The following is a 17,518-nucleotide window of genomic DNA, read 5'->3' on the forward strand; positions in this document are numbered from 1 at the left end:
CCCGGGCTCCGTCGCCCGGGACGCCGCTCACCGACCGTGAACGTTCACAACCACGCCTGACGATGCTGCTCCGGCGGGGCGCCGTCGAGGGGTTGAAACGCTTCGAGCGGCGTCGGACGCGTGGCCGGCGGGGTGTGCGGGCAGCGCCGTGGCGGGCCGCGCGTGGGTGCCCGGGCCGGACGCGCCGCGCGGGTCCCGGGTCGCACGGCGCGCGCGTCGCTACAGTGGTGAAGCGGTTCGCCGACGACCTCTGGGAAGTGGCCGTGCGCGCAGGTAGTGTCAGCGCATGGCAAACGTTCTCCACGTCTCCATCGACGGCTCCGACGACGCAGCCGGCACGCACGACGCGCCGCTGCGGACCATCGACCGCGCCGCGCAGCTCGCGCGGCCCGGCGACACGGTGACGGTCCACGCCGGCACGTACCGCGAGTGGGTCCGCCCGCGCCGCGGCGGCACCGGCGAGCACCGTCGCATCACCTACCAGGCCGCACCCGGCGAGCACGTGCGCATCACCGGCGCCGAGCAGGTCACCGGCTGGCAGCCGCTCGGCGGCGGCGTGTGGCGGGTCGAGATCCCGAACGCCCTGTTCGGCGACCTCAACCCGTTCGCCGTCGAGATCGACGGCGACTGGATCGTGCGCCCCGGGCGCGACGACCCCAAGCAGCACCTGGGCGCCGTCTACCTCGACGGCCGCCGCCTGCACGAGGTCGCGACGGCCGACGCCGTCGCGGACGCCCCGCGCCGCACCGAGCAGGTCGACGACTGGACCGGCACCGTCGTGCCCGTCCCGGACCCCGACTGGACGCCGCGCGTCTGGCACGCCGAGGTCGGCGCCGACGTCACGACCGTCACCGCGAGCTTCGGCGACGCCGACCCCAACGCCGCGCTGGTCGAGGTCAACGTGCGCCCCGCGGTGTTCTTCCCCGCCGACCACCACGTCGACTTCATCACCGTGCGCGGGTTCGAGCTGTGCCAGGCCGCGACGCAGTGGGCCCCGCCCACCGCGAACCAGCCCGGCCTCGTCGGCCCCAACTGGGCGCGCGGCTGGGTCATCGAGGACAACGACATCCACGACGCGACGTGCTCGGCGGTCTCGCTGGGCAAGGAGGCGTCCACGGGTGACAACTACGCGACCGACCGCGGCGACAAGCCCGGCTACCAGTACCAGCTCGAGTCCGTGTTCTCGGCGCGGCAGATCGGCTGGGACCGCGAGCACATCGGCTCGCACGTCGTGCGCAACAACCACATCCACCACTGCGGGCAGAACGCCGTGGTCGGGCACCTGGGCTGCGTGTTCTCGCGCATCGAGGGCAACCACATCCACGACATCGCGAACGACCGCGCGTTCTACGGGCACGAGATCGCGGGCATCAAGCTGCACGCGCCCATCGACGTCGTTATCGCCGACAACCGCATCCACGACTGCTCGCTCGGCATCTGGCTCGACTGGCAGACCCAGGGCACGCGCATCACGCGCAACGTGCTGTGGGGCAACAGCCGCGACCTGTTCGTCGAGGTCAGCCACGGCCCCTACGTCGTCGACCACAACGTGCTGACCTCGCCCGTGTCGGTCGAGAACCACAGCCAGGGCGGCGCGTACGTCAACAACCTCCTCGCGGGCACGGTCGGCCTCAAGCAGATGCTCGACCGCGCGACCCCGTACCACCGGCCGCACTCCACGCAGGTCGCGGGCTACGCCATCATCGTGTGCGGCGACGACCGCTGGGTCGGCAACGTGTTCGTCGGCGGCGACCTCGACACCGCGTACTCCGACGAGTCCTGGGGTCGCATCGGCGCCGGTGCCGGCACGGTGGCCTACGACGGCTACCCGACGTCGCTCGAGCAGTACCTCACCGAGATGGGCGACCGCTGGGACGGCGACCACACGCGCTTCACGGGCCGCGTGCAGCCGTACCTCGCGCGCGGCAACGTGTACGCGGGCGGCACGCGCCCGGCCGACGTCGAGAGCGACGCGGTCGTGCTCGACGGGCCCGCACGTCTCGAGGTCGTCACGTCGGGCGACGAGGTGTGGCTCGAGGTCGACGTGCCCGGCGCCGACGCCGCCGTGCTCGACGTCGTCACGGGCGCCGACCTGCCGCCCGTGCGGTTCGTGGGCGCCGAGTTCGAGGACCCGGACGGCTCGCCCGTCCGCCTCGGCACCGACCTCGAGGGCACCGAGGTCACCGGCCCGACGCCGGCCGGCCCGCTCGCGGGCGGTCTGAGCGGAGCGCGCGTCCGCGTGCTCTGACCGCCCCCACCCGCCCCGCCCCCCGGGGTGACGGTGCGGTCCGGCCGCCGCCGGACCGGCGGGAGTGCGACCCGGTCCCTCGATCCCGACCGGGTCGCACTCCCGTGCCCGGGCGTCCTCCGGCGCGGCGGCGTCAGACGTCGAGCGCGCCGCGGACCACCGAGACGCCCGAGTGCGCGGGGTCCCCGTCCATCGGCTCGTCGCTCACGTCGACCACCGGGAACTGCGTGAGGTCGAGGTCCGCCGGCAGCGCGAACGTGCCGCTCGTGCCGTCGAGCGTGCCCAGGCTCACCAGCCCGGACACGTCGGGTTTGAGCAGCCACACCTCCAGGTAGCCCTCGACGCCGGGCGCGTCGTCGAGGTCGACGACGAGCGAGCGCGCGCCGTCGGGCGCGGTGCGGACCTGCGCGGTGCCGGTCTCCGACCAGCCGGGCAGCGGCTCGAGCGTCGCGCTCGCGAGCACCGTCTCGGGTGCCGACGCGCGCCACCACATCGTCGCGCCGGCACCGCCCAGCACGAGGCCCGCGGCCGCCGCGACCGCGAGCCAGCGACCGCGCACGCCGCGCGACCGCGGGCGCAGCGGGACGACGACGGCCCGGCCCCCGGCCGCGGCCGGTGCTGCGTCCGGGGGGGCGGTCGCACCGGAGCGCACGGCCGCGGTCGCACCCGCGTCCGCGGCGGCGTCGGTCGCACCCGCGTGCGCCGCGGCGTGCGCGCGCTCACCGAGCCCGAGCTCGGCCGCGACGCGGTCCCAGACGTCCGGTGCGGGCGCCACGAGCTCCGCGGCCGGGCCCGCCTCGCGGGCGAGGTCGGCCACGTCGCGCAAGTCCGCGAGCTCGTGCGCGCAGCGCTCGCACGCGGTCAGGTGGGCGGCGTCGTCAGGCGTGCCGGCCTGCTCGCCGAGCGCGAGGAGGGCGAGGGTCTCGTCGTCCACGTGCAGGTCATCGGACGGCACCATCCACCTCCCATCGCGTGCGCAGGCGTGCCAGGCTACGCCGCACGTGGCTCTTCACCGTGCCCAGCGGCAGGCCCAGCCGGGCGGCGATCTGGTCGTGCGTCAGGTCGTCGAAGAACGCGAGGCGCAGGATCGTGCCCTGCGGGTCGCCGAGCCCCGCGAGCGCGTCGGCGACGACCACGCGGTCCACGACGCGCTGGTCCACGCCGGGCGCCGGGGCGGGGTCGGCCTCGGCCGTGACCGCGGGCGTCTCGGCCAGCCGCCGGTCGCGCGCGCGGCGCTCGTGCGCGTCCGCGACCGCGTGCCGCGCGATCCCGACGAGCCACGCGGGCAGCCGTGCGCGGTCGGGGTCGAACCGGTGCCGGCCGCGCCACGCCTCGACGAACACCTGCTGCGTGACGTCCTCGGCCTCGGTGCGGTCGCCCAGCGAGCGCAGCGCGACCGTGTGCACGAGCGCCGACCAGCGGCGGTACGCCTCGCCGATCGCCGCCTCGTCGCCCGCGGCGAACGCGCGACCCACGGCGTCGACGTCGTCAGGCGCGGCGGTGGGCACGCTCACCCCGTCTCCCTCCGACGTCGCGGCGACGCCGGTCGGCCTCGCCTGCAGCACGACGCTCACCCACCCGGTGCGGGCACGGCGGTGACGGCGACGTTGTCGGAATAGTGCCCCACTTCCCGGTCGAACGCCCCTCCGCACGTCACGAGCACCAGGCGGGGGGAGCCGCCGCGGTCGAACCACTGCTCGACCGGTGCGTCGCCCTTGGGCACCTGCGCGACGTCCTGCACGACGTACGCGTGCACCGTGCCGTCCGCCGTCGTGACCTCGACGCGCGCGCCGACCGCGACGTCCCGCAGCCGCGAGAACGGGCCGACGCCGGTGGTCCACGAGTCGACGTGCGCCGCGACGACCGTCGCGCCCGCGGGGTCGGCGGGCGCCGGGCCGAACCGGTACCAGCCCGCGCGGTCCGCGTCGTCGGGGATCTCCATGGTGCCGTCGTCCTCGACCCCGACCGGGTCGACCGGCATGTCGATCGTGAGGTCCGGCACCGCGACGCGCGTGGGCGCCGGGGCCTGGACCGGGGCGGGCTGCGCACCGAGCGCGGCGTCCTGCACGGGGACCGTCGGCCCGGGTGCCGGGGTCGGCTCGGGGGCCGGGGTCGGTGCGGAGACCGACGGGGTCGCGGCGGACGTCGCCGCCGCGCCCGCGTCGGCCGGGCCGCCGCACCCCGCCATGACGGCGACCGTGACCAGCGCCACCGCGTGCCGGGGGAGCACGCGGCGGCGCCGGCGGGCCGCCGCCCCGGCGCCCGGCCGGCGGGGGCGGGCCGGGCGCCGAGGACGTCGGTGGTCACGGTGCGCGTCGCCCGGGTCAGCGGTGCGTGGCCGCGCGGCGCGCGACCACCTGACGACCCGCGAGCGCCGCACCGGCGACGCCGAGCGCGACGAGCATCGTCAGCGCGACCGGCACGGCCGGTGACGGCCGGTCCGCGGCGAGGCCGACCTGACCCGCCTGCACGCCCGACGGACCGGAGTGCAGCCCGCCGATGGTCTGCGTCGCGAGCGCGAGGTTGCCCGCCTCGGCCGAGCCCCACGCGTAGACGATCGTGCTCGTGCCCTCGGTCACCGGGACGTCGGCCGGGCCGAGCAGCGCGGGCTCGGTGGTGCCGGTCGCGACGACCGACGCCGAGACCGTGCCGGCCGGCAGGTCGAGCGACTTCTCGTTCGGGTTGGTGAGGTTCGAGATCACGGCCTGACCGCCCGCGAGGACGTCGACGCCGGGCGCGGCGGCGACGTGGCGGACCGTGAGGCGGCCCTGCCCGGCGGCCGTGGCCGACGTGTCGTTGGTGAACAGGGTCGCGGTGGGCTGGCCCGACGCGTCGAGGTGCGCGACGGCCGTGTAGTTCTTGCCGCCCTCCAGCGGGAGGTCCACGGGGCCGATCGCGGGCGCGGACGCGTCGGCCGCGTCGGCTGCCGTGATCGCGACGCTGTACGTGCCCGCGGGCAGGTCGAGCGGGCCCGCGAGCGTGCCGGGCGTGAAGTCGTCGAGCGTGCGCTCGCCGTTGACCCACACGTCGACCGTGAGGTCGGGGACGCCGTGCAGCACCGAGAGCTTCGCGGTGCTGCCAGTCGCGGCGCTCGCGGGCAGGGCGGTCAGGGTCGCGGTCAGGCCGAGGGCCAGCGCGCCGGCAGCGGTGCCGGCGAGGAGTCGTGCGCGCATCGGTGGGGTCCTTCCGTTCGGCCCGCCAGGGCGGGCGAGGACGTGCTGACACGACTACTTCCCCCGGGGGTGCGCGCGCGGATGCACCTCGTGCGGACCTTTTTCCCGGACCGTCCGCGCGCGGGGGCGTCGCGGGTCGGCCGCGCCGTCCGCCCGACCTGCGGCGACGTGCTTTCCGCAACACGCTCCTTGCGTAAAAAGGGCCTCTGACCTGCGGCTTAGCCAGGCCTGGCTTGGTGGCGGAATGCCGTGGGCGGGTCTAGCGTCGAGACGAGGGCGCAGCCGCCAGGTCGTGCCCGACAGGTTGTCCCGACCTACCGGAGGTACCGATGAGCACGCTCGCAGAGCTCCCCGCCGTGGCCGAGTGCTCGGTCGCTGGCTGCTCGTACAACGACCACTCGTCCTGCCACGCCGCGGCCGTCACCATCGGCGGCGCCGGCGACGCGCAGTGCGCGACGTTCATCCCCCTGAGCGTCAAGGGCGGTCTCGACCGCGTCGTGTCGCACGTCGGCGCGTGCCAGCGGCAGGACTGCACCCACAACGAGCACCTCGAGTGCGGCGCCCCCGCGGTGCGGATCGGCGCCGGGCACGACGTCGCCGACTGCCTCACCTTCGCCGCGCGCTGAGGCGCCGGCCCCCGGGCCCGACGGCCGCACCCCGACTCGCCGGGGTGCGGCCGTCGTCGTGCGGGGGGCCGCGGGCGCGCGGGTCGTGGCTCGGCCGTGCTGTCGGCGGTGCCGGTGCCGGTGCTGTCGACGTCGGCGTGCGTCGTTCCGGCCGCTGGGCAGCCGGAATGCCGCACGGGCCGCCCCGGGTCAGCCAGCCGTGAGCTCCAGCAGCGTGCGCACCAGCCCCGCGGCGTCGGGCACCAGCTCGCGCTCGCCCGGGACGAGCGCCGGGTCGACCGCACGCATCGCCGACGCGTCGTCGAGCGCCGCCAGCGGCGACACGTCGGATGCGTGCAGGAACGCCGCCAGCAGCGCGCGCGCCGCCTGCGAGTAGTCGCCACCCGCGTCGACCGCGACCTCCGCGAGCATCACCGCCGTCACCGCGACGTCGAGCTCGGGCGTCCCGGAGCGTGCCGTCGCCCAGTCGACCAGCGCGGGGCCGGGCTCGGCGAGGATGACGTTGCCCGGGTGCAGCCCCAGGTGCACGACGACGGGCCCGCCGGCCAGCACCGGCCAGTCGCGGTCCGACGGCGCGACCCACGCGGGCGGCGCGGGGATCGCGTGCAGCCGCGCGTGCAGGTCCGCCAGCACGCGCGCCGCGTCGGAGATCGACACCTCGCCCGCACCGAGCGCCTGCAGCAGCGTCGGCCCGTGCACGCGCTCCATGACGATGTCCGAGCCGGACGCGCCGAGCACCGCCGGCGCCGGGAAGCCGTGCGCGGTCACGTGCTGCAGCAGCGCGACCTCGGGGGTCGCGTCGCGGCCCTCGCGGTACCGGCGCAGCACGCGGGCGTCGTCGAGCGCGTAGACGTCCGCCGACGTCCCGGACGTCAGCAGCGGTCCGGGGTCGTCCGCGGGCACCTCCGACTCGGGCGGGAGCACGTCGGCGGGAGGCATACCGTCGACCGTAGCGCCGCGCCCGGGCACTGTCGCGGCGACGGCCGCGGTTCGACGGCAGGCCCTCCGACGCGCGCGCGACGCGGTGCCGGCCGCGGTCCGGGGCCGCCGTCAGTCGGTCGTCGCGGCCGGGTCGTCGTGCGCCCCGCCGTCGGCCGGGTCGTCGTCCGGGGCCGCGGGTGCGGACGGCCCCGGGGTGTCGCGCACGGGCGGCCCGTCGGGCCACAGCGCCGCGAGCAGGCCCGCTGGCAGCCCCGAGCCAGGGCCGCCGAGGTCGAACCCGTCGGGGCGGTGCGGCGGCCCGTCGTGCGGCGCGTCGCCGTGCGCGCTCGGCACGGACGGCGGCGCGGGCCGGGGGATGCCCACCCACGGCTCGGGGCGCGCGAGCTGCGCGAGCCGCTGCACGGCGGCCGCGTGCGTCGCGGGCAGCGGCTCGACCCACACCCGCACGGGCTGGCGCGTCGACACCCGGACGTCGACGTCCTCGCAGCGCCGCGCGACCTCCGCCCGCAGCACCGCGATGCGTGCGTCGGTGTCGTCGCCCGCCCGCGTCAGCACCGCGAACACGCCGCCGCCGAGCGTCGCCGCGGGGTGCCCGGCGCCGAACGCGTCGCGCAGCGCGGCGCCCACCGCCGCCGACCGCGCCGCCCGCAGCAGGCCCGTGACGTGGCCCGCCGCGACGTCGACCAGCACGAGGCCGTGCGCGGCGGCCGGGTCGAGGCCGAGCCGCACGGCGTCCAGGTACGCCTCCTCGAGCCGGACGGCGAGGTACTGCCGCGTCGGCAGGCCCGTCTCGGGGTCGGTGCACGCACCCGTCACGAGCAGCGCGGCCTGCGCGTCCGACCAGCCCTCGGTCAGCGCGCGCACCGCGTCGACCGGCGGCGCGGGGACGCCCGTCGAGCGGTACAGGCACACGAGGTCGTCGAGCGCCTCGCCCACGCCCACGCCGTGCTCGCCGCGCGCCCGCCCCAGGTCCCACGCGGCGGCCGTCGGGTCGCCGTGGTCGAGCACCGCCGCGGCGAGCGCGTCCACCGCGGGGTGGTACCAGTCGGACGGTCGACGCCAGACCGACGTGACGCTCTCGTGGCGCCACCGCTCGCGCAGCCCTGCGGGGAGGGCGCGCCCGTCGTTGCCGAAGTCGGTCGTCACACCGGGTGAGAGTGCGTTGCACACGGGTCATGACGGCGGTCCGGGTGGTTTTCACCCACTCGTTCGTGGCGGTGCCCGGAAGGTCGCGTGCGTCCCGACCTGGGCGGAGACGTCCCGACTGCGATTCCTGGGGCCCGACGCACCGTTCATCCCTTCGGTCTGATATGGCACCCTGTCGAGGCGAGATCGTGCGGACGAGGACCTGACGGGAAGACGCGTGGCTGCAGGCACGGAGGTCGACGGGGTCATCGAGGATGACGCCGCGCTGCTGCGCGCCACCCGGGCGGGGGACGCGCAGGCGTTCGGGCACCTGTACGAGCGGCACGCGGGCGCCGCGCTCGTGGTCGCGCGGCAGTACACGGACGGCCCGGCGGACGCCGAGGACGTGGTGGCCGACGCGTTCGCGAACGTGCACCGCGCGCTCCTGCGCGGCGGCGGGCCCGAGGTCGCGTTCCGTGCCTACCTCTTCACGGTCGTGCGTCGCGTCGCGGCGGTGCACCGCACGGCGGGCCGGCGCACGCAGCCGACCGACGACGTCGCGACGCTCGAGACCGCCTCGACCCCCGTGGAGGCCGCCGAGGAGCCGACGCTCGCCGGGTTCGAGCGCGGCGTCGTCGCGCGCGCGTTCCGCTCGCTGCCCGAGCGCTGGCAGGCCGTGCTGTGGCACAGCGAGGTCGAGGGCCTGACGCCCGCGCAGATCGCGCCGCTGCTCGGCCTGACCGCCAACAGCGCGGCCGCGCTGGCCTACCGGGCACGCGAGGGCCTGCGCCAGGCGTACCTGCAGATGCACCTGCAGGACCCGCTCGACGACGGCTGCCGCGGCGCGTCCGGCAAGCTCGGCGCGTACGTGCGCGGCGGCCTCGGTGCGCGCGACACGCGCACGGTCGAGCAGCACCTCGACGCGTGCGGCGAGTGCCGTGCGCTCGTCCTCGAGCTCGGGGACGTGAACCACGGCATGCGCGCCGTCGTGGCGCCGCTCGTGCTGGGGCTCCTGGGCCTTGGTGCGCTCGCGCACCCGTTCCCGGTCGGCGGCGGCCTGGCCGCGGGTGCGGCGGCGCTGGGGCAGGGCGCGGGCGCCGGGGCGACGGGCGGGACGGCGGCCGGCGGGTCCTCCGCCGGGACGTCCTCGGCGGGCGGTGCCGGCGGTGCGGGCGGCACGGGTGCGGCGGCCGGGGGCTCGGCGGTCGGCGGGACGGGCGTCGGCGGCGCCGCGGCGGCGGGCAGCGCGGCCGCGGTCACGGCGGCCGGCGGCACCGCCGCCGTCTCGACCGCGGGTGCGGCCTCGGCGGGCGGCGTGGCGGCGACCACGGGACTGGCCGGGCTGCTGGCCGGTGCGTCGACCACGGCGATCGCGGCCGTCGCCGCGGCCGTGGTGGTCGTCGCGGTGGCCGTGGTGGGGGCGACGCAGCTGCTCCAGGGGCGGGACGAGGCGGGGGCCCCGGGCGCGCAAGTGTCGGGCGCGACCGGTGACGCGACGCCCCGGGCGACGCCGCGCGCCACGGGCGCGGCGACGCCGACCGACGTCCCCTCCGCGACCCCGTCGGACGTGCCCACGGCCACGCCGACCCCGGACGCGTCGCCCACGCCCGGCCCGAGCACGCCCGACCCGGCGACGGCCGACCCGCGCCCCGTCCCGACGGGCGTCCCCGTGGTCGACCCGGGGCCCGACCCCGACCCGACGGCCGACCCGCCGCCCACGCCCGAGCCGACCTCCGAGCCCACACCCGAGCCGACCGCCGGGCCGACCCCCGGGCCGACGCCGACCCCCACGCCGCCGGGCCCCGCCCAGGTCGTGGTCGGCGGCCCGACCGGTGGCTTCTCGCTCGCGGCCGGCGCCGACGGGCAGGAGCTGTCGTTCACGGTCGAGAACACGGGCGGTGTGCCCACGGCGGGTCTGACCGCGCAGGTGGACGTGCCCGCGGGGGTGTCGCTCGTCGTGGGCGGCGGGCCCGGCGCGGTGGCCTTCGGGTTCGGGCCGGCGACGGGGTGGCTGTGCGTGGTCGGCGACGCCGAGACCACGGCGACGTGCACGCTCGAGGGCCTCGCGCCGGGCGCGTCCGCGACGCTCGGCATGGGCGTGCGGATCGACGAGGCGTTCCGGCCGTCCCCGGGCGACGCGGTGCGCGTCGCGGTGACCGGCGACGGCGGTGCGTGGGACCCGGTCGCGATCCCGCTGGTCGTCGCGGCGTCGCCCGCGCGCGTCGTCCCCGGCGCCGGCATGCCGACGGCCGTGCAGCTCGTGGCCGGTCGCACGACGACGCTCGACGTGCCCGTGCGCAACGCGGGGGGCACGGGCGTGACGGGTGACGCCCCGGCGACGGTGACGCTCGCGCTGCCCGCCGGTGTGACGGCCACGGGCGCCGCGCCCTGGTCGTGCGACCCGCCGCGGTCCGGCTCGACGACGTGCCGTCACGGTGCGCTCGGCGCGTTCGACGCCACGACGCTCGCGCTGACCCTGGCCACGGCGCGCGACACCGCCCCGGGGGCGGGGACGGTGGCCCTGCGGTTCGGCCCGTCCGCGTCGCGACCCGTCGCGACGGCCTCCGTCGCGACGACGGTCGTGCGCCCCGCGACGCTCGTGCTCGACGCGCCCGCCGCGGTCGACGTCGCACCCGGCACCGCCGCTCCCGTCACGGTCCGCGTCACCAACGCCGGCGACCTGCCCGCCACCGGTGCGGCGCTGCGGTGGCAGGTGCCGCCCGGCGTCACCGTCGCGGACGGTTACGCCCCGGGCTGGCGGTGCGACCAGGCGGAGGGCGTGACCGCGTGCGTCGGCGACCTCGCGGCCGGTGCGCACGTCGACCTGACCGCGCGCCTGTCGGCCGCGCCCGGCGCCGTCGGCGACGTCGGCGGTCTCGCGCTCACGCTCGACGGGCGGGCGGCCGACGCCGACGTCCCCGCGCCGCGCGCCGTCGTCGCCGTGACCGTCGTGCCGCCGCAGCTCACGGTGGGCGACGCCGCCGCCGTGGTCGACCTCAAGGGCGGCGGCGTCGCGTTCGTCGTCCGCGTCGCGGGGGAGCGGTCCGACGGCCGACCCGCCGCGGCGGCGGCGGACGTGACCGCCACCGTGACCCTGCCGCCGGGCGTCACGGCGGACCGCGCGGGTGTCACGTCCGCGGGGTGCGCCGGGACCGGGCGGGTGGTCACGTGCGCGCTGGGCGACCTGGCCGCGGGCGCGTCGGTGCCGGTGCAGGTGGGTGCGCGCGCCGCGGCCGCCGTGCGCGGCACGGTCGACGTGCGCGTCACCGCCACGGGAGTGCCGCCGGTCACGACGTCGGCCCCGGTCGTCGTCTCGTCGGCGAACCTCACGCCCGTGTGGTCGGGCGTCGGCGACCTCGACGTCGTGGAGGTCGGTGCGCCGCTGCTCGTGTGCCACGACCCCTACGCCGGCCAGCCGTGCGCGGCCGTGCGCCAGGACCGCGACAACAACGGGCTCGACATGCGACCCGTCGACCAGGCCCCGCCGCCCGGCGAGCGGCCCGGCGCGCCCGTGTCCTCCGAGACGCGCGTCGACGTGCCCGACGGGCGCCCCGTGGTCTTCGCGGGGCTCTACTGGTCGGGCGTGCGCGGGCCCTCCGACGCGTGGAGCACGGCGCTCGGCACGGCGCGGCTGCGCGGCCCCGACGGCACGTGGACGACCGTGACGGCCGACCCGGACGACGTCGTGCGCGTGACCGACAACAAGGACCGCCGGTACTACCAGTCGGCCGTCGACGTCACCGACCTCGTCGCCGCCCAGGGCGCGGGCACGTGGGCGCTCGCGGACGCCGCGGTCAGCCAGACGCGCACCGACCGCGAGCCGACGTACTACGCCGGCTGGGCGCTCGTCGTCGTGCACGGCACGGTCGGCGCCGACACCGCCGCCGGCCGCTCCGCCGTGACCGTGCACCAGGGCGGCTCGTGGGTCGGCACGTCGAGCGCCGCGCCCGCGTTCCTGTTCACCGGTGCGCCGGGCACGCGCACGCGCATCGGCGTCGTCGGGTGGGAGGGCGACCGCGCGACCACCGGCGACCGGCTGACCCTGTCCGGCGTCGGCGCGCTCACGCCACGACGCTGGAACGGCGCCGCGGTCGTGGGCGGCGGGTCGGCGGCCAACGCGTTCGACTCGACCGCGACCGGCTGGCGGTACCCGAACGCGCTCGGCGTCGACGCGAAGGGCTTCGAGGAGGTCACGATGCCCACGTCGGGCGTCGGGACGCTCACCGCCTCGACGGGCGGCGACCAGTACCTGCTCGGCGTGGTGACGGTCCGCACGGGTGCGCCCGCGGCGGCGCCGGCGCCGCTCGGCTGACGGTCCGCCGGGCCGGGGACCAGCCGCTCGACGGGCGCCCGCGCGGCGCGCGCTGCTGCCGCTGCGCACGACGAAGGGTGCGCTGCCGGGCCGGGGCGGAGTCCCCCGACCCGGTGCCGGCCCGGCAGCGCGTGTCCTCGCCCGGCGTCCCCCGAGCCGGCGAGGACGTCAGGGGGTGCCCGGTGCGTCGTCCTCCACGGGCTCCAGCAGGCGCAGGTGCGAGATCCGCTCGCCGATGCTGCGGACGTCGCCGGTCGTGCCGGGCACGAGCGACAGCGCCGCGAACGACTCGGCACCGGGCAGCGCCTCGGACGCGAGCTCGCGCAGCAGGTCGGCGGTCTCGGCGATGTCGGCGGCCGACGCGCGGGGCGTGCCGTCCTCGGCGTCGCCCTCGGGCAGGCTCACGTACAGGACGAACCCGGCGCGGGGCCCGCGCGGCGCGGGCGCTGCGGCGGCGGGCCGCGGGGCGGGGGTGCGGGGGAGCCGTGCGGGTGTGGTCATGGGAGGTCTCCGTGAGGCGAGGGTGACCGGCGGCGGTGCCAGCGGCGGTCGGTGGGTGGTCCGGCGGGGTCGGCGTCAGACGCGACAGCGGTGCGGATACCACCCGGACGTGGGTACGCCGGACGTGCGCGTGCAGGGATGCACGCGCACGGGCGTCGTCACGGGACTCACCGGACGATCGTGGCACGGTGCGCACGGTCGACCAAGGGATATCGGAGGCCGTCTCAGGGCGTGGGACTCGCGTGTCGCATCGCGGACGGCGTGGTCGTGCCCCCAGCGACCGACGGACTCATCATCCGTCGGTAAGCAAGGCCGTGGTCGAGTCCCCGAGCGCGCGGCGGTGGCGGGGCGAGGTGGCGCGCAGGCGCCGGGGCGGGCGCCCTGCGTCAGACGATGCCGTAGAGGCGGTCGCCCGCGTCGCCCAGGCCCGGGACGATGTACCCGTGCTCGTCGAGCCGCTCGTCGACCGCCGCGACCACGACCTGCACGTCCGCGCGGTCGCCCACGAACTCCTCGACGACCTTGATGCCCTCGGGCGCCGCGATCAGGCAGACGGCCGTCACGTCGCGCGCGCCGCGCTGCAGCAGGTAGTCGATCGACGCGACGAGCGTGCCGCCCGTCGCGAGCATCGGGTCGAGCAGGAAGCACTGGCGGCCCGTGAGGTCGTCGGGCAGGCGGTTCGCGTACGTGATGGCCTCGAGGGTCTCCTCGTCGCGCTGCAGGCCGAGGAACCCGACCTCCGCGGTCGGCAGGAGGCGCGTCATGCCGTCGAGCATGCCGAGGCCGGCGCGCAGGATCGGCACGACGATCGGGCTCGGGTCCGCCAGCTTGATGCCGGTGGTCGTCGCGACGGGCGTCGTCACCTCGACCTGCGTCGTGCGGACGTCGCGCGTCGCCTCGTACGCCAGGAGCGTCACCAGCTCGTCGACGAGCTGACGGAACGTCGGGCTCGGGGTGGTGACGTCCCGCAGGACCGAGAGCTTGTGGGCGACGAGCGGGTGGTCCGCGACGTGCAGGCGCATGACCGTCAGACTAGTGCGCGCACGCCCCCGCCCGCCGGGACGGCGGTCGGAGGCGGCGGTGTCGTTCGTCGCACCGCCTCCGGGTGGGGCGGGGCGTGCAGGATCGAGGCGAGGTGGGCGCGGGCCCGCCGGGCCGAGCGGGACCGGGGCGTGCGGGACGGGCGAGCCCGGGCCGGGGACCATGTGACAGGCGCACGACGGGTGCGCGGGGACGACGACGATCGGGAGGTGCGGGTGGACGGGACGCCGGACGTCGTCGTCGGGCCCGCGTCGCCGTACGCGACCGCCGCCGACCGTGCCGCGATGGACCTCGCGCTGGCCGAGGCGCGTGCCGCGCTCGCGACGGCCGACGTGCCGGTCGGGGCCGTCGTGCTGGGGCCCGACGGTGCGGTCGTGGGCCGCGGGCGCAACGTGCGCGAGGCCGTCGCCGACCCGACCGGGCACGCCGAGGTCGTCGCGCTGCGGCAGGCCGCGGCCGCGCTGGGCCGGTGGCGGCTCGACGGCTGCACGCTCGTCGTGACGCTCGAGCCCTGCCTCATGTGCGCGGGCGCCGTGCTGCAGGCGCGCGTGCCGCGCCTCGTGTTCGGCGCGTGGGACGACAAGGCCGGCGCGTGCGGGTCGCAGTGGGACGTCGTGCGGGACCGCCGCGCACTGCACCGCCCCGAGGTCGTCGCGGGCGTGGCCGCCGCCGAGGCGGCCGACCTGCTGCGCAGGTTCTTCCGCTGACGGACGTCCGGCCCACTCCCACCGCCGAGTGCGCCAGAACGCCACCGAGTGCGCCTGTTGCTTCGGCCGCACTCGGTCGCGTTCCGGCGCGCTCGGCGGTCTTCGCCGGCGCGGGCGCGGGTCAGAGGGTGGCGGCCAGGGACTCGAGGGTCTCGGTGGTGCCGGCGTGCAGCACGACGTCGGCGTACCGGTCGCCGCGCGTCTCGCCCCGGTTGACCACGACGACGGGCTTGCCCGCGTCGGCCGCGTGCTTGACGAACCGGCGCCCCGACAGGACGGTCAGCGACGACCCCGCGACGAGCAGCGCGTCCGCGGCGTCGACCAGCGCGAACGCCCGCGCCACGCGCTCCGGGGGCACGTTCTCGCCGAAGTAGACGATCTCCGGCTTGAGCACGCCGCCGCACTCACCCGGGCCGCCGTCGGGGTCGGGCTGCCAGCAGGCCTGCACACGGAAGTCGGCGGTCTGCTCGACCACCGCGTCGGCGTCGGGCGCGATCTCGACGTCCCCGACCACGCCCACGCGCTCCGCGAACCCCGGGTTCAACGCCTCGAGCCGTTCGGCGAGCGCCGCGCGCGGCACGACGCGCCCGCACCGCAGGCAGATCACGCGGTCGTACCGGCCGTGCAGGTCGATCACGTTCCGCGACCCCGCGGCCTCGTGCAGCAGGTCGACGTTCTGCGTGATGACGCCCAGCACCACGCCACGCGCCTCGAGCGCGGCCAGGGCGCGGTGCCCCCCGTTCGGCTGCGTGCGGTGCACGTGACGCCAGCCCACGTGGTTGCGGGCCCAGTAGTGCCGGCGGAACGCCTCGTCGCCCACGAACTGCTGGAACGTCATGGGGGTGCGCGGCGGCGAGTCCGGCCCGCGGTAGTCGGGGATCCCCGAGTCCGTCGAGACGCCCGCCCCCGTCAGCACCGCGAGGCGCCGCCCCGCGAGCGTGGCCACCACGTCCGCGAGCGTGCCCGCGCGTGCCGTGCCGGTGGTGCTCACGTCACCACGGTACGACGCGGGCGGGCGGTGCCCGCAGCGGGGTGGGCCGGCCGGCGCGAGGTCGGTGGTGGAGCGGATTGGGTGCTGGGGCTCCGAGCGGGTACTCTCAGTCGCCGAGGTAGCGTGTCCGAGCGGCCTAAGGAGCACGCCTCGAAAGCGTGTGTGGGTGAAAGTCCACCGTGGGTTCAAATCCCACCGCTACCGCCACGGCCGAGGCCCCGAGTCTCTGACCAGCGTCAACGCTGGCAAGAGACCCGGGGCCTCGCTGTTTCCTCGTGCCTCGGCGCCGAGGGCGCCCGATCTCAGAGTCGCGGCGCCCGCCCGCTGAACGTCTCGGCCTCGGCGAGGTACGCGGGCGAGATCTCCCCGGCGGCGAGCGCCGACGAGACGGCGTCCACGGCGAGCTGCCGCTCGCGCTCGACGGCGGCGGGGTCGCGGCGCAGGGACGCGCCCTGGTCGAGGAGCTTCGCCTGCACGTCGCGGTGGTCGACGTCGCGCGGCATGGTGCCGGTCCGCGCGGCGAGGGCGGCGAGCGTGCCGGCGGCGTGGCCGATGGCCATGACGCCGCCCTGCGTGCGGAACGAGCCGTGCGCGGCCTGGTCGGCGGAGATCGCGCGGCCGGCCATGACGAGGCCGTCGAGCTCGACGGGCACGAGCGCGCGCTTCGGCACGTCGTACGTGTCCTCGAGGTCCTGCCAGGTGCCGCCGCCCGTGTACCCGGACTTGCCCTTGAGGTTGTGGATGTCGATCGGGAAGTACCCGCGCGACACGACGTCGTCGAACTTGCGGCCCGCGACCACGTCCTCGCCCGTCAGCACGTACTCACCGGTGACGTGCCGGCTCTCGCGGATGCCGAGCTGCGTGCCGGTGCCCGCGAGCTGCGCGTGCTCGAACCCGGGGACCTTGCGGACCAGGAAGTCGGACAGCGACATCACCTGGCGGCGTGCGTCGATCTCGGCGCGCGTGAGGGACTCGGCGTCGGTCGCGTCGACGCCCGCGACGCGCGTCGAGTTGAAGTGCAGCACGCCGCGGTGCGTCGTGGTGAGGAACAGGATCGAGTCGCGACCCAGGTACAGGTCGTCGTCGGCCATGGCCTTGCCGACCATCTCGACGAACCCCTGCCCCACGAAGTGCTCGCTGGGCCGCGGCAGACGCGGCGAGTAGTCGGACACGGCGACGAACTCCGACGCCCACTCGAAGTCCTCGGGGTGCTCGTCCATGTACCGCTTCACGGCGACCGTGTCGACGCCCTCCATGTCGAACATCAGCGTGGCCGGCTGCGACAGGCCCGACCCGTTGCCGACCGTGTGCTCGGCGCCGGCCCGCGCGGCGACGTCGCCGTCGCCCGTCGCGTCGACGACCACCTTGGCGCGGATCTCGCTGCGGCCGCCCTTGTTCTCGACGACCACGCCGCGCACGGCGCCGTCCTCGACGATCGTGCCCGCGATCCACGTGTGCAGCAGCGGCGTGCCGCCGGCCTCGAGGAACAGCGACATGGCCGACCACTTGTACGTCTCGCGGTCGTAGAAGCACAGGTAGCTGCCGCTGCCGTGCGGGTTGGTGCAGCGGATGTGCCCGGTGCTGCCGCCCGCCGCGACCATGTGCTTCACGAAGTCGTACGGGATGCCCGCGATGACGCGCTCGTCCTTGAAGTAGAACGGCGAGATCGGGCCCAGCCAGCCGGACGTCGCCATACCGCCGAGGAACCCGTACCGCTCCACGAGCAGGGTCTTCGCGCCCGTGCGGGCCGCGGCGATCGCGGCGACGAACCCGGACGGCCCGCCGCCGCAGACGATGACGTCGAAGTCGGTCGAGGTGGTGCGCATGGGTGCTGCTCCTTCGCAGGTGGTGC

14 protein-coding genes and 1 tRNA gene are annotated in these 17,518 nt (G+C 76.9%); 5 read left to right on the plus strand and 10 right to left on the minus strand.

The window, feature by feature from the left end:
* Window positions 1-286: 286 nt before the first annotated feature.
* The gene (locus GY42_RS14940; RefSeq protein ID WP_046529934.1) at window positions 287-2,248 is read left to right on the plus strand and encodes a right-handed parallel beta-helix repeat-containing protein; all 1,962 of its coding nucleotides are present in this window, start codon (window positions 287-289) and stop codon (window positions 2,246-2,248) included.
* A gap of 133 nt (window positions 2,249-2,381) precedes the next feature.
* Here GY42_RS14940 and GY42_RS14945 read toward each other — a convergent pair whose 3' ends face one another.
* From GY42_RS14945 to GY42_RS14960, 4 genes are all read right to left on the minus strand, one after another.
* Window positions 2,382-3,182, minus strand: a complete 801-nt coding sequence (locus GY42_RS14945) for an anti-sigma factor (RefSeq protein WP_236686809.1) — start codon at window positions 3,180-3,182, stop codon at window positions 2,382-2,384.
* Window positions 3,183-3,189: 7 nt separating this feature from the next.
* On the minus strand, window positions 3,190-3,756 hold the full coding sequence (locus tag GY42_RS14950) for an RNA polymerase sigma factor (protein WP_052748558.1): 567 nt from the start codon (window positions 3,754-3,756) through the stop codon (window positions 3,190-3,192).
* Between the two features lie 62 nt (window positions 3,757-3,818).
* Window positions 3,819-4,460 carry a class F sortase gene (locus tag GY42_RS14955; protein WP_236686810.1) on the minus strand — a complete coding sequence of 214 codons (642 nt, stop codon included), beginning with the start codon at window positions 4,458-4,460 and terminating at the stop codon, window positions 3,819-3,821.
* A 112-nt stretch (window positions 4,461-4,572) separates the two neighbouring features.
* Window positions 4,573-5,421, minus strand: coding sequence for a DUF4397 domain-containing protein (locus tag GY42_RS14960; RefSeq protein WP_046529936.1), 849 nt, complete (start codon window positions 5,419-5,421; stop codon window positions 4,573-4,575).
* 329 nt (window positions 5,422-5,750) lie between these two features.
* Here GY42_RS14960 and GY42_RS14965 point away from each other — a divergent pair, with 329 nt between their 5' ends.
* The gene (locus GY42_RS14965; RefSeq protein ID WP_046529937.1) at window positions 5,751-6,047 is read left to right on the plus strand and encodes a DUF1540 domain-containing protein; all 297 of its coding nucleotides are present in this window, start codon (window positions 5,751-5,753) and stop codon (window positions 6,045-6,047) included.
* A gap of 189 nt (window positions 6,048-6,236) precedes the next feature.
* Here GY42_RS14965 and GY42_RS14970 read toward each other — a convergent pair whose 3' ends face one another.
* Window positions 6,237-6,986 carry a phosphotransferase gene (locus tag GY42_RS14970; RefSeq protein ID WP_046529938.1) on the minus strand — a complete coding sequence of 250 codons (750 nt, stop codon included), beginning with the start codon at window positions 6,984-6,986 and terminating at the stop codon, window positions 6,237-6,239.
* Between the two features lie 111 nt (window positions 6,987-7,097).
* Window positions 7,098-8,135: a GGDEF domain-containing protein gene (locus GY42_RS14975; RefSeq protein ID WP_175578565.1), complete on the minus strand. Its 1,038-nt coding sequence runs from the start codon at window positions 8,133-8,135 to the stop codon at window positions 7,098-7,100.
* Between the two features lie 217 nt (window positions 8,136-8,352).
* Here GY42_RS14975 and GY42_RS14980 point away from each other — a divergent pair, with 217 nt between their 5' ends.
* Entirely contained in the window at window positions 8,353-12,426 is a 4,074-nt protein-coding gene (locus GY42_RS14980) for a sigma-70 family RNA polymerase sigma factor (protein WP_046529939.1), read from the plus strand.
* Between the two features lie 168 nt (window positions 12,427-12,594).
* Here the strand turns inward: GY42_RS14980 and GY42_RS14985 are convergent, their stop codons facing one another.
* Entirely contained in the window at window positions 12,595-12,927 is a 333-nt protein-coding gene (locus GY42_RS14985; protein WP_046529940.1) for a hypothetical protein, read from the minus strand.
* Between the two features lie 386 nt (window positions 12,928-13,313).
* Entirely contained in the window at window positions 13,314-13,949 is a 636-nt protein-coding gene (gene upp / locus GY42_RS14990; RefSeq protein WP_046529941.1) for a uracil phosphoribosyltransferase, read from the minus strand.
* A 303-nt stretch (window positions 13,950-14,252) separates the two neighbouring features.
* Between upp and GY42_RS14995 the strand changes: the two genes are divergently transcribed.
* Complete coding sequence (locus tag GY42_RS14995) at window positions 14,253-14,675, plus strand: nucleoside deaminase (RefSeq protein ID WP_046531064.1); 423 nt, start codon at window positions 14,253-14,255, stop codon at window positions 14,673-14,675.
* A gap of 121 nt (window positions 14,676-14,796) precedes the next feature.
* On the opposite strand, the gene GY42_RS15000 is transcribed toward GY42_RS14995, so the two are convergent.
* Complete coding sequence (locus GY42_RS15000; RefSeq protein ID WP_046529942.1) at window positions 14,797-15,666, minus strand: Sir2 family NAD-dependent protein deacetylase; 870 nt, start codon at window positions 15,664-15,666, stop codon at window positions 14,797-14,799.
* A 117-nt stretch (window positions 15,667-15,783) separates the two neighbouring features.
* Here GY42_RS15000 and GY42_RS15005 point away from each other — a divergent pair.
* Window positions 15,784-15,873 (plus strand) — tRNA-Ser (locus tag GY42_RS15005).
* Between the two features lie 95 nt (window positions 15,874-15,968).
* Here GY42_RS15005 and GY42_RS15010 read toward each other — a convergent pair.
* Window positions 15,969-17,492, minus strand: coding sequence for an FAD-dependent oxidoreductase (locus GY42_RS15010; protein WP_052748421.1), 1,524 nt, complete (start codon window positions 17,490-17,492; stop codon window positions 15,969-15,971).
* Window positions 17,493-17,518 lie beyond the last annotated feature (26 nt).

The sequence above is a fragment of the Cellulomonas sp. FA1 genome (assembly GCF_000986825.1).
Classification (GTDB): Bacteria; Actinomycetota; Actinomycetes; order Actinomycetales; family Cellulomonadaceae; genus Cellulomonas; species Cellulomonas iranensis.

Excerpts from the sequence above, each read along its gene's own strand:
- GY42_RS14940 (WP_046529934.1), top strand. The coding sequence starts at position 287 with ATGGCAAACGTTCTCCACGTCTCCATCGACGGCTCCGACGACGCAGCC.
- GY42_RS14970 (WP_046529938.1), bottom strand. The coding sequence starts at position 6,986 with ATGCCTCCCGCCGACGTGCTCCCGCCCGAGTCGGAGGTGCCCGCGGAC.
- GY42_RS15010 (WP_052748421.1), bottom strand. The coding sequence starts at position 17,492 with ATGCGCACCACCTCGACCGACTTCGACGTCATCGTCTGCGGCGGCGGG.
- GY42_RS14985 (WP_046529940.1), bottom strand. The coding sequence starts at position 12,927 with ATGACCACACCCGCACGGCTCCCCCGCACCCCCGCCCCGCGGCCCGCC.
- GY42_RS14960 (WP_046529936.1), bottom strand. The coding sequence starts at position 5,421 with ATGCGCGCACGACTCCTCGCCGGCACCGCTGCCGGCGCGCTGGCCCTC.
- GY42_RS14995 (WP_046531064.1), top strand. The coding sequence starts at position 14,253 with ATGGACCTCGCGCTGGCCGAGGCGCGTGCCGCGCTCGCGACGGCCGAC.
- GY42_RS14965 (WP_046529937.1), top strand. The coding sequence starts at position 5,751 with ATGAGCACGCTCGCAGAGCTCCCCGCCGTGGCCGAGTGCTCGGTCGCT.
- upp (WP_046529941.1), bottom strand. The coding sequence starts at position 13,949 with ATGCGCCTGCACGTCGCGGACCACCCGCTCGTCGCCCACAAGCTCTCG.